Source organism: Bacillus sp. EKM501B (genome assembly GCF_011800505.1).
Taxonomy (GTDB): Bacteria; Bacillota; Bacilli; order Bacillales; family Bacillaceae_G; genus Bacillus_A; species Bacillus_A cereus.
Genome location: NZ_JAALFZ010000010.1, coordinates 83,917 through 97,030, shown reverse-complemented (window position 1 = coordinate 97,030; position 13,114 = coordinate 83,917). Strand labels below are relative to the sequence as shown.

Sequence of the window (13,114 nt, the reverse complement as noted above, 5' to 3'; positions counted from 1 at the left end):
TACCATCAAACCTATTAATTTAGCTACATAACTGTAACCATTATAGTTACACCTATAACGAATAGTCAATCTAATTTTTTATGCAATTTCGCATTTTAAAGAAAGAATGTCTAATTACATCCAATTAGTCTTAAATATTTTAATAGAAGTTAGGCTTCTATCATTATAGGTAATTGCATATATGTAATATAAAGCATGTAAAGGAGGTCAAAACGTGGTAATCTCAAGGCAAGATTCCTGGACTAACGATAACGATTCACTTCTCGCATCAACAGTACTCCAGAATATTCGTAACGGAGGAACACAGTTAGCTGCATTCAAAGAAGTAGCAAAACTACTAAATAGGACACCTGCAGCTTGTGGATTTCGTTGGAATTCATACGTGAGAAAACAATACCAAGAGGAAATACAACAAGCAAAACAAAATCGAAAAGGGGGAAACAATATTTCTCCCTCTCAACCAAAAAAAGAAACAAACTCTTTATCTATGACATTAGATGATATTATTCTCTTTCTACAAAATTATAAAAAAACAAATGAATTTACAAACTTACAAAACCAAATAAAAAACTTAGAAGCAGAAAACCAGTCCCTTCTACAAAGTGTAACTATGTACGAAGAAGACTATCGTATGTTACTTAATCATATTGATAAGACAAGAAATTTAATTGTAGCCAATTAAATTTAGAATTAGATTAACTTTTATTATTTCTAAAACTTAGTATTAGTTAAAAATAAAATTTGATTTATAGGCAAGTCTAAAGAGCATTTTTTGAAAATAAGATCGATAAAAACCCCTATTAACTTAAAAATTAATAGGGGTTTTTATCGTTTTCAGACAGAAAACTACTTCCTCAAAAGTGTGAAGGTGTGAAACACCAATTTTAGGTGGGAGATGAATGTCGGTTGGCATAAGCAACATGTTTGTTATCATTTACTTGTACAGATTGCTCTTCGAAAACTGAAGATATGAGCTTGGTTGCAGAAAAACGTTGCAACCGTAAAATCTTCAATGTTCTATCGCCCCATGCTTGCCGAAGTTGCGAAAACCAAGCTAAAGTAGGGAGTGTGGTGCATCAACGTACAAGATACTTATGTTCTCACCGTAGGGACTACGGGTAGAGCCCGCTAAGATAACCGGTGGATACACCGGTGTTCGCAGGAATCTCCCACTTCAAAAAGTCCGTAAGGACGTTAAGTGGTGAGTAGTTCAACAAGTATTTCTATCAAGAATCAGACTCTGTTATAAATTATCCCAAAGTATTTTAAAACAATAATTAATTTACCTTATGATTTACTAACTCTTATTAAGAGTTAGTAAATCCTATAAAATTCCCGCTTTAAATTCATTTAATCCGCATAATAGGTATATACAGTATTTTATTTCTGTTTTTTCATCTCTTCCATTTCTTGCTGCCATGTAGCACCAAACCCACCTGATGGCGTATTCCAACGGTCTTCTTGTCGTTTAATGCGTTCCATGTCTGCATCACTTGGCTTAAATTCTTCTATTTCCTCACGTTGCTGTTCCTTATTATGATGTTGTTCAACTTCGTTATTATTAGGTTTATGATTCGTAGTAAATTCTCCGGGCTTTTTATTTGCCTTTACACCTGCTGTACTAGATGCGGGCTTATCATTTGCTTCAACATTCTTACCTTCGTTCCTTTGAGACTTGTGATTGTTTGACTTACTCTCACTAGATTGCAAGCCTACGTTTCTCTCTTCATCCCAACGATTATTTTTTACATCCCATCCAACAGGAATAACTGAATACATTTCCTTATCTTGACCAACATATTCCGCACCAAATAAATTACCATCCTTAAATTGAACTTGTATCACCGCTTCTGGCGCCTCATAAGTATATTCAATTAATTCAGTATCAAATTTCTTAGTTTTAATTGCACTTGTCGCATTACGGTGTAACGCCTTAGCTACTTCTTCATATGGCATACCATGTTCAAGTGCTTCAAAGTAATCCACAGGCATCGTAGAACTACTTTCATCTGATGGAAGCTGATACTGCACAATATCAACTTTATCTTCACTATTTTTCGTATCAAGCGCTTTGTTTTCATTATCCTTTGGCACATTATCATCCAACTTTTCCGTGTCCTTTAATTCATCACGCTTTGTTTCGTCTACCTTCTTATTGGCTTGCGGGTCCTTCTTCACTTCCTGCTCACTCTTAGGCGTTTCTTTCTTGGTAGAGGCGTTCTCCTGACCACACCCCACTAATAAACTTGACAACAATAATCCTGCTACTAGATACTTTTTCATGTTCATTCTCCCTGTTTGCGCTATATTTATACAATAACATTAGCGTATTTACCTTATATTACCTTATTCCCTTTCGTAATATTATAACAATATATTAAAATATACAACGATTTAATTCTCTATTATGCTATCTATTACGAGATATCTTACGAGTTTAATTCTGTCAAACACGCTACGGCTTTCTAGCACTTCTTTTGCACACTTTCTTCTTTCCCCGAGATGCACCTCTAATGAAAACAAATGAACAAAATTTCGTTAACCTGGTATGTATAGGTACTTATATAAATCAATAATTGATACGTTCAATGTATCGATCAGTCTGGCATTCCAATTAACCTCAATATTCACCCTAACATGCGTTTCTCATTGTAAATAAAAAGAACGGCGATTCCTCCATGTAAGAGAATCCGCCATCACAAGTAACTAATTATTTCATATCTATTCTTTCTTTTACTTTCGTTGGGAGCTCGTCTCTCTTCACTTCCTCCCAAACTTTCCTAAGTAATATCACGCAGGGGTGCTTCTTTACGAAGATTCAAGTTGTACCGCTTGTATCATTTCACTGTTTACAAAATACAGTTAGGAACGAAATGCTTCCACTTGAACAACCATTTTGTTCCATAACTGTTACAGTCCTTTGTAGAGTAGCAGTATCGGTATGTTCAAGTTTAATATTTTTTTGTACCAGAACCCACAACTATATTTGGTTCAACCGTTCCTATCACTACCATATCTTTATCAGTGATTATCTTCACCGTTTGATTTTAAATTATAATTTTTTCATAATATATGTAGAAGAAATATAACCTACTAGTTTTTGATCTGCAGTTTTAACTGGATACCATACAAACTGATTGCTACTATCTACAGATTCATCATATGCTGCGTTTCCTTGAATAATCAAGTTCGTATTTTTACTTAATGGTTTCCCACTTGAAGCGGAAGTAGGTTTAGATCTTAAATTTACTCCATCTCTTGTTACAAGTACTTGATCACCTGTTTTTAGGTGATAGATAGAAGAATGTAGATTAGTTAGTATGTACTCCTTCTTTTTAAATATAATGTTTGTGCTCGTGTTAGGATCATATTCGAAATCAGCTGTACTGAAAGGAAACTGCCCCAATTTTGTATCATTTAAAAAACTGTATTGTTCTAGAATAGAAAACACTTTTTCCTGGTAAGCATTTAAATTTTTTTGACCGGTAGCTTTATACAAAGGACTGTTTACAGGTTTTGTTCCATTATAAGCCATAACAGAGAAGTACCAGTTTTCAATTATTTCTGGTCCAGCAACTTTTACCTTAGGTAGATCTGTTCGCTGATACATACTACGAAGAACTTTAACACCTGCTTCAATATTATAATTAATATCATATTTTAACTTTTGTTGATTGAACTGAGGTTGATTGGTAATTTGCATAATCCCAATTCCACCATCTTGTGCTATGATTGGCTGGCCGTTTCCATCAAATTGTTTCCATCCACTTTCTTGTGTAGCTACAGCTTTTACAACTTCAGGAGGAACATTTTCTTTTAATGCTGCGTTCGTTAGTAGGCAATTTATGTGCTGACGAGAGGGATTTTGGTTCGGCTTAATTTCACCATATGGCTCACATGTAGATGCAGCAGAGACATCTTCATAGGACCAACAGAATATCATGAAGCAAGCCAATATCCCTATTCTTAGTAATTGTACTTTCATTCTAGTATTCTCCAATCTATTTAATAATTTATAGTTATACACATTTTACCATAATATATTTCTAATATTCTTTATTTTGAGAATGCATAGGGCAATCACGAGAGTGGCAATGGGACACCATGGTCTTGCACGTCAGCCATAGCAGAAATGGACTTTGCCTTTGGTAACAAGAATCCTACTAACGTTAGTCAACTTGCCTCTTTAGAGATAGGAGCTTCAATTTAAATAATGCGTTCTGAGACACAACTCTTCTTCTAAAATAGCATAATAATATTTATCCCACCATTCATTCCCATGTGGTATACACTTCCTGAAATAGCCTTCTCTTCTCATTCCAATCTTCTCCATCACCCGATATGATGGAATATTTTGTGGCTGACATGTAGCTATTATCCTATGTAAATTCATTTCCTTAAAGCCATATTTTACTGTAGCTTGTGCTGCTTCAGAAGCATATCCTTTATTGAAATATTTAGGATTGAACACCCAACCAATCTCATATGTATGCTCACCAAAATATTTATGAAAAACTATATGACCAATCAGAATACCTTTATCAATTAATACTACAGGAAAGTTCTTAGCGTTTTCACCAATGTTTTCATTCACAAAGTTTCTTGCACCTTCTTCAGTAAAAACCCCTTCAGGTATGTATTTCATAACATTAATATCTGATGTATACTCATGAACAGCTTGCCAATCTTTGAACTCAAATCTTCGTATTAATAACCTTTCTGTTTCTATAAACATTACTTTTCCCCCTCAAAGAATTGCAACTATATTTTAAATCCACATTTAACCCTTAAAACAAAAAGAACTTGTAGGACTCTCTACAAGTTCTTTTTAGTTTAAGGTGAATATACGGGCCAAACAAACTATCTTACAGATTGACTGTAGAAACTTTAGGGGTAATGCTTTGACAAATATATTATATAACAAATATTAACATCCACGGGATTTATTTTTGAAAATTATGTGAATTAAGAAAGAAAATGGTTTTTTTAGCTATTATTGTTAATAACTGACGGTATCCTTATATTTCAAGAAAAAATATAGGTAGCCCGTTAAAGAACCCTGCAGAACAGGTTTATTAACATGTAAAGTGACAACCTATTTTTCAAAACTACAGAAATTCAACATTTTCGTTATACCGTATGTATAGTAAAAGGCATCGACACCATTCATGTCCCGTACAAAAAAGCGAAGTCTTTAACTAAACTTCGCTTTTCAATGTATTATGAATTACAGGAATTATTGCTAAATGCCAAAAGTGTATTTCTCCAAATATAAATCTTTTTTATTTCAGCTAACTTTGCAAAAGAATTTGATCAAATATAATTAATTATTGATTAACCGCTTTAGCTACAAGTACTGCGTATGCTTCTGCACCTATATTGGTTAAATGCACACCATCAGGTGCAAAGTAGTCTTTCTTTCCAGCACTTGCTGCATACCAATCAACTAGAGTTACATTAGGATATTTAGGTACTGTTACTTTCAGTCTCTCGTTCACAATTGATTCCCACGGACGTGGCACTCTCGTATTAATAAATATTATTTTACGTTCGTTTCCAATTAATTTTATTAATGAAACAAGTTGCTCAGTAGTAAAGGCTCCATTTGTACCTAATCCGATAATGACATAGTTTCCTAAATTCCCTTCATTTTTTAACTGTTCAACTACCGGAATCGCTTTTGACAGCTGACGACCAATTTGCGCATCAATCCTAATATCAGGAAAAGTATTTTTTAAATATGGAGTAATATCAATCATAACGGAATCGCCTATCGCAGTAACTGTGAGTGGATTTTTAGGTTTTGCAGGATTTACTTCTTTTGATTCCCCTTGATTTAGTGGAGTTTCTTGATCTGCATTTTCCCAAACAGCAACTGGATGTGGCGCCGGTTTTGTTTGTACTGTTTCCACCTTATCTTGTTGAGAATTCTCCTTAGCCTTACTAGCATTTGATAACCCTAAAACTGCTATTGACGAAAAGAATAATGAACAAACTAAAGCTAACTTAACACCTAAAGTGACATTTTGAAGTCTTAAGTTCTTAAACTGAATGTTCCGAAGCGCACCTTGTCGGATTGGTTTTTCGATAAACTTCCATGAAATTTGCGCAATCAATATGATTAAAAGAAATTGAAAGATTGCTCTTATTATTGAAAAATCCCCTACACTTACTTTTGGAGTCGTTAATGTAAGAATTGGATAATGCCAGAGGTATATGCCATACGATCTTACCCCTACCCAACGTAAAGGCCTAAATCGCAAAAATTGAGCAATGCGACTAGCTGGATGAGCTAGATTTGCCACTAACAATGCTGTTGCAATTGATAAGAGAACCATTCCTCCCTTGTATAGAAATGGATCATATTGATTGGTCTTCCAAAACATAACCAAAATTATAATAAGAGCTATGCCCCCCACTACATCAAGAATGAAACGCGCCTTCGGGATAATTTTATTAGCAAGCCTATTGCTTGGCCAAACTAAGGCAAGTACCGCTCCGATAAGTAAAGAAAAGGCCCTCGTATCTGTACCATAATATATTCTACTCGGATCAACTCCAGGTTCATATAAATTTGCCATTGCTAAAGCTGAAGCAAACGCTCCTAGACAAATCAATAAAATCATACGGGATTGTTTTTTTATGTAGTAAAGTCCTAAACTAATAATAAACGGCCAGACAACATAGAATTGTTCCTCGACTGCTAACGACCAAAAATGATTTAATGGAGAAATCTGATTAAAATTATCAAAGTAAGATAATTTATGATAAATATACCACCAGTTACTAACATAAAATAATGCCGCTAATGAATCTCCGCGCATTTTTTCAAGTAAAGAGCTATGAAAAATCGTAATCCATGCCAATGTTATAACGAGCATAACAATCATTCCTGGAAGCAATCTTCTTGCTCTACTAAGCCAGAATTTTTTCAAATCAATTCTCTTATTTCTCTTCCACTCCATGGCTAGAATATCTGTAATTAAATAACCTGAAAGTACAAAAAATACTGTAACCCCTAAAAACCCTCCAGGTAACCAATTAAAATTAATATGATACAAAATAACACCTAGTATAGCTAGCCCTCTTAGACTGTCCAACCCAACCATATAACGACTATTTTTTTTAAAAGGTTTAGTCATTCTATATTCACCTCTATTTCTTGGTAACTAGGTTAATAATAACGGCATAAAATGCTATTAATTTCCTAAAATCATATAAGCTAAATAAACCATTACAAACATCATTTTGTAAGGCTTTTTTTTATTTACATGCACAGCAATAAATACTTTATCACGTTATCTGGCTCTGTTGTGAAAATTTTTATAGTAGATGTTTTTACTCTTCCTAAACAAGAGGAATTTGCCCAATCAAAAATTTATATACCGTGTGTCTTAAAGTAAAATTTTGATACGTTTTTACAGAGATGCCAAGGCCTGTGACATTTTGAATATAATCGATAATGCATATGTAAAAGATTTTGCATATAAAAACATAATAAAAAAAGGATATGCATAATTGCATATTCCTCTTAATTGTAAAGCGCTTTCATTTTTAGAAAAATCCTCTTTAATATTTTTAATCTCTTTGTTAGCTTGATAGCGAAATGGTATAGCAAACAAACCATAGTCTGGATATTTCCGTAAATATCAATTGGAAGAATGAAGGGATAGGGCTTCTAACCACAATAATTATGGCGATACCCTACTAATAAGTTAGAATTCGATTAAGCCCATTACTTATTAATTTCCCTCGTCTATACGAGATAATAGTGGGAGTAGTTCAATAATGGGATAATCTTCATAAAGTAAAATGACGCGTAGACTTTGAGGATTTCTGGATGTAATAATCAGCTCGATAAATCGAGCTGATTATTTTTTAAGGATTTCATCATTCTTTTTGATTTTGGGGCCATGTTAAATTATATAAAAGTGCTAAAATTCAAAAGAACGTGTATAAAAAGTGACAAACAAAAGATATATTGTTAATAGCAATAATATTAATACACAAGTAAAATACAAGATGGAAATACGCTTTCTATTCTCTTTCCAATTACGTATACTGGAAATTATAAAACTTACTATCACCATGCAACAAATCCCTACCAAAAACACCAATACATACTCGTGAATAATAACACCACAAATTAAAAATATAACTGCTAATATTGCTAATAGTGAATGAACTACACGCAAAAATAACCTCTCCTTATCTCATTGGAAACATATTAATGTACTATTATTTTATTTAGCAAACAGATGGTTTCCAATTTGTGCAACGGTTTGACGTGTTGTAATCCATTTATCAGTCGAGGTTTTGGGATTGTAGAAATAAAGCCAATCAGAATTTGTTCCTTTTGAAGTGAGAGCCTCTTCTACTGCCATTCTTGCTTCCTGTGTAGCAGGCTGATTAATTCTACCGTCTGTAACAGGAGTAAATGCATAACCATTTTTAATGGGTTCATAAATTACACCTGTAATTGTATTTGGAAAACCATTTGCGTTAGCACGATTTAATACTACCTTTGCAACTGCAACCTTTCCTGCATGCGGTTCTCCTCCTGCTTCTGCATTTACTAATCGAGCCATTAAATCCACTTCTTGTAATGAAATACCAGTATCAATCTTTAAGTGCTGCCCGACAAAAATATGATTTTCATCTACGTTATTGTTTTGTTTTATTGACTGTATTGAAACCTTATATTGTTGTGATATAGAACTTAGTGTATCCCCGCTTTTCACTTGGTAAATTGCTTGATATGTATTAGTTGAAACTGTTGAATTATTTTTTTGAACATATTTGTTTGCAGTTGACGATACCGGAATTGTTAAACGTTCTCCAATATTAATTTGATCATTTGCTTTATTGCTTTCTTGTTTAAGTGATTGTACAGAAACCTCATATTGTTTACTTATTGCTTCTAGGGTATCATTCTTTTGAACCGTATAAACCGTTGAAGCCGCAGTCCCTACTGGATTTGTTACTACTGTAATCATTGCAGCAGATAATGGTAACCAGGTTTTCGCCTTACATAACTTCATTCAAAAAAGCCTCCTAAAAATTATTAAGTACTCTTAATATGTTTAAGTTAAAACAAATCAAGCTATCTATAGCGTAACAAAACATTGAATTCAAGTCATTGAATTTGTATTTCTATATAATAACTGAGTTGCTTACAATATTGAAATTGAATTATTATAGTTATGTTTCAAAAGAATTGAACAATCTAATTCTTAAACTAAATATGGTGAAAGTAGAGGCTGATTTCAATTGCCTAATAGTTTCTTCCCAAAGAACTGTTTCTATATGCTATACTGACTCCTAATTAATTGTAGAAGGAATGATAAAAATGAGTGATAGATCCTCAAGACGATGGAAAATGCAACAAAAATTACGGGCACTGAAAACCAAAAATAACAATGATACAAACCCTTTGTTTAATGAATGTATTGAATCCCTCGGAGCAGAAACTCTCATTTTCTCTCAAAATAAAAGCCAACAGATTGTAAATACTTTAATAAATTCATTTCCTATAACTGTCTCTGGAAGAATAGATTGGGAACAGATAGACAATCAATTAATAGCTTTAAATAAAGAGCAACTAATTTCCCTTATTAAAGAAAACAAACCAGATTTTGATGAACAGATTTTTATATTATGGGATAATAATGAAATCCCTGTAATAAGCACAAATCTTGATAAAGTATTCCAATCACTAGTTGATATTGATGCAGTCAGTTTTTATTTCTGGTTATTGGATAAAGAATATAAATTTATAATTGAAATAAAAAATGAAGAAATGATTATGGTTGGATTTAGCTAATAATCCAATCCACTTTCCTCATTCTTTTTTTCTATAAATGAGCTTTTTCCACCGAAGCTATGTCGCCTTTAGCAATACGAGTACCTCTTTCAATTTCATGATCTTGCATAATTATCCTCTTTAGGAACTTCATTGTTAACAACCAACACTCCGACTTCTCCATGGCAACTACTGTCCACCGTTCCAAGAACATTGTGTTCCTCGTTATACCGATACGGGGATGTACCTGCAATTCATATCCTGGTAGAGCCTTAAAAACTTATATTTTTGGGACACTAGCATGTTTCTTTTTTCATTTATAAGTTTAATATTTCTTATACGGCATTTGGATTTTGCGATGTAATTTCAATCGAGAATGGGAATTCCCTCTCACTACTTGTCTATTGTCTTGTTATTCGCTTTTTCCTAATGGGTTATAGCAAACGACAAGACTATTATTTTTTCTTCTAATCCCGTACTTATATTCTTTGATTTTGTTATTTTTCCTTAACAAAAAACAAGACGCCAACCAGATCACGGAAGCGCCTACAATACTTGCTATAAACTTAACTAAACTTATTTACCTTCACTTCATTTACTTCTTTGTTTCCATACCCCATTCTCTTTACGATAAGTATTCTTTCCATTCATGAATCCCGCTGTATTACCAGGAATGCTATATTTTTTATTCTTAGCTTTCTTCTTCATTCTCTTTTCTTCTTGAACAGCTTGCAGATCCACCTTCCATTGTTTTAACAAATCCTCTTTACGTCGCATCGAATTTGTACCCCTTATATCGAAAAATAAATTGAATAATCATATTATATACATTTAAATATATTTTTCAATAAAAAGAGAGCACCCCCGCTACCGGTACTCTCAATGTGAATCGGGGTTTTCCTGAGCATTGAATAGGACACGAAGAACTCGTCCTATTACATAATATGCTTGTCCTTATAATAATGTGCATTAAAAAAGCACCCTCGCACAGGTTCCAAATAATACATATACTTTGAATTAACTAACATGTTCGAAAAGACTTTCCATATCATTGTATGATTATAAATTATCTTTATACTTAAATGACTCCTTAAGTATGTTTAATGTATAATTTCTATATAACTAAAAAAAGCACCTGCATCATATAACTTTCTATCTTTCTTAACTATTCGCTTTATGTTTGGTGGTTGGGAGAAAACCAAGAATCTTCTCATTTATACTCCGTAGGTCCAGTCAGTACTTCTGTTGTCCCCTCACCTTCGCTCACCAATTATGGTTACGCAACATGATACCTACTAACACATAAATCTCTATATATAGTTTCAAAAATATATGGTTGAGTGTTAAAATTGCATAGGTACTCTTTAACGTATTCCCCGAAAGAATTCTCCTTCCTCAAGCGTGTGAAGGGCGTAGCCCTACGATAGGTGGGAGATGACTTTCGGTTTGGCATAGCCAAAAACTTTTGATAAACTTGCTATATGAAGTTCTTTGATAACTTGATATAGAAGGTTGCAGGAAGAAAATAGAGTGCGAAAACCAAGCCATTCGGTTCCTGCGTAAAATATCAACCGTACCAACTGAGCATCCATGCGTTGGACATCTAGGGATGGAACACCCCGAAGTAACGCTCAGGGAGACGAAAGGTTACTTTCGTCGTGGAACTGAGAAGCTCCCCCTTCAAGCTTTGCTAAGTGGCGAGTAGTTCACGGAGTTCTCATATAAATTAACAAGAGTTTAAAAATTCTCGAATCTTAGCCCCTTGGAGCGCCCTCCAAGGGGCTGAACTAATTAAAATATAGATTATATGCACCTTTATTATTTTCATTGACTCTATATATTGCATATACGTAATATTTTTGTGAAACATCACGGGTTTCAAATACAACATTTTTTAAAGAACTCTTATCTTTCCATAAGAGTTCTTTTTTAATAATGCATTTGTTTAAATTCTTAAATTTGGCCAGACAGTCCAGTAATTCTCAATACTTTGTCAATCTTCCTGATTGTCGAAACCCATATACATAATTATTTTCACCTCGGCATCCTAATAATACAATATTTAAAAAATAGATGAAGTTATGTACCAACAAACAAATTTTACATGAATCAATTACCAAAAATAGATGAAAATTTTTGGCTATAGCGCATTTACCTTTATGAATATGAGATACAGACGAAATACGGGGAAAAATAGGTCATAGGACAGAAATGATATCTGAAACTTCCAAACTATCTTTTTATTTCCTTTCGACATAATATGACAATATAAAGATATATAATGTGTTATTATTACTGTTGCAATCTTAAATTTTACATAATTGGAGGAACAAACGTGGGAAAAATATTTAAGTTTGGATGCCTAGGCATTATAGTTTTATTTGTAATCGGAATAATTGCTATGGTTGCTGGTGGCGGTGATTCAACAGAAACAACTTCAACAGACACTAAAGCAGTATCAAAAGAAGGGGTATCTTCTGATGTGAAAATCGCTGTAGGATCTATGGAAACAGTAGATTCTGTAGGCAATGAATATACAAAAGAACAAGCACAAGGTGTATTTAAAATTTTAGAAGTTACACTTACTAATAATCAAAAAGACGCTATCACTGTTGATGCTAACAGCTTTAAATTAGTAGATAGTAAAGGTCGCGAATTCACATATTCAACACAAGGTCAAACATCTTTTGACTTAGCTAACGGTGGAAAAACTGACTTCTTCTTAAAACAATTGAATCCTGGTCTAACACAAACAGGTAAAATTGTATTTGATATACCAAAAGATGCTGAAGGAATTTTCTTAAAAGCTAGTGGTGGTATGACGGGTAAAGAAATTAAGTTAAAAGTAGAATAGTAAAAAGGTACTCGAAAGAGTACCTTTTTTTTCTCACTGACCGACATTACATAACACGGGAAAATAAGATGTGGATGAGAGTCCAATACATATTATTAAAATTAAGACGGTTCAAGTATGAGAAAGGCTCCTTAAGTTAGCTATTCTTTTTGAAAAGTAACTTTACACATAGAAAAAATCTCATATATTGAGGCTTTATAGTAAACATTTTAGTATTTTCTTCCTACAAACTCTCAGCGGGAAGAATCATAAAAAAAACATTGAATTACTGAAGAATTCTGTCCTCAACATTACATTAGATTTGCATCATATTTATTAATCGTGAATACATTTCACGTTCTTCTTTCGACTTTTTTATATAATTGTGAGCAGCATGAAAAACATCCAAAAATTGATTAAGAAAAAGCACTGCCAAAATCTTCAACAATGCTTTCCCATTAAACCTACTATGATAATAA

9 protein-coding genes are annotated in these 13,114 nt (G+C 33.3%); 3 read left to right on the top strand and 6 right to left on the bottom strand.

The window, feature by feature from the left end:
- Positions 1 to 214: 214 nt before the first annotated feature.
- Entirely contained in the window at positions 215 to 682 is a 468-nt protein-coding gene (locus tag HFD78_RS18665; protein WP_000237092.1) for an RsfA family transcriptional regulator, read from the top strand.
- A 698-nt stretch (positions 683 to 1,380) separates the two neighbouring features.
- Here the strand turns inward: HFD78_RS18665 and HFD78_RS18660 are convergent.
- From HFD78_RS18660 to HFD78_RS18640, 5 genes are all read right to left on the bottom strand, one after another.
- On the bottom strand, positions 1,381 to 2,283 hold the full coding sequence (locus HFD78_RS18660; RefSeq protein WP_000760445.1) for a hypothetical protein: 903 nt from the start codon (positions 2,281 to 2,283) through the stop codon (positions 1,381 to 1,383).
- Positions 2,284 to 3,052: 769 nt separating this feature from the next.
- Positions 3,053 to 3,985 carry a transglycosylase SLT domain-containing protein gene (locus HFD78_RS18655; protein WP_002196107.1) on the bottom strand — a complete coding sequence of 311 codons (933 nt, stop codon included), beginning with the start codon at positions 3,983 to 3,985 and terminating at the stop codon, positions 3,053 to 3,055.
- 216 nt (positions 3,986 to 4,201) lie between these two features.
- A complete protein-coding gene (locus tag HFD78_RS18650) occupies positions 4,202 to 4,735 on the bottom strand; it encodes a GNAT family N-acetyltransferase (protein ID WP_000469487.1) in 534 nt (177 codons plus the stop codon).
- Between the two features lie 592 nt (positions 4,736 to 5,327).
- Positions 5,328 to 7,142, bottom strand: coding sequence for an acyltransferase family protein (locus HFD78_RS18645; RefSeq protein ID WP_000165409.1), 1,815 nt, complete (start codon positions 7,140 to 7,142; stop codon positions 5,328 to 5,330).
- A 1,101-nt stretch (positions 7,143 to 8,243) separates the two neighbouring features.
- Positions 8,244 to 9,041, bottom strand: a complete 798-nt coding sequence (locus HFD78_RS18640; protein WP_000762319.1) for a cell wall hydrolase — start codon at positions 9,039 to 9,041, stop codon at positions 8,244 to 8,246.
- Between the two features lie 308 nt (positions 9,042 to 9,349).
- Here HFD78_RS18640 and HFD78_RS18635 point away from each other — a divergent pair, with 308 nt between their 5' ends.
- Positions 9,350 to 9,823 (top strand): CDI toxin immunity protein, encoded by a 474-nt coding sequence (locus HFD78_RS18635; RefSeq protein WP_001283878.1) that lies wholly within the window; start codon positions 9,350 to 9,352, stop codon positions 9,821 to 9,823.
- Between the two features lie 570 nt (positions 9,824 to 10,393).
- Here the strand turns inward: HFD78_RS18635 and HFD78_RS18630 are convergent.
- On the bottom strand, positions 10,394 to 10,579 hold the full coding sequence (locus HFD78_RS18630) for a hypothetical protein (protein ID WP_001253021.1): 186 nt from the start codon (positions 10,577 to 10,579) through the stop codon (positions 10,394 to 10,396).
- Positions 10,580 to 12,137: 1,558 nt separating this feature from the next.
- Here HFD78_RS18630 and HFD78_RS18625 point away from each other — a divergent pair.
- The gene (locus HFD78_RS18625; protein ID WP_000516011.1) at positions 12,138 to 12,656 is read left to right on the top strand and encodes a DUF4352 domain-containing protein; all 519 of its coding nucleotides are present in this window, start codon (positions 12,138 to 12,140) and stop codon (positions 12,654 to 12,656) included.
- The last annotated feature ends 458 nt before the right edge of the window (positions 12,657 to 13,114 follow it).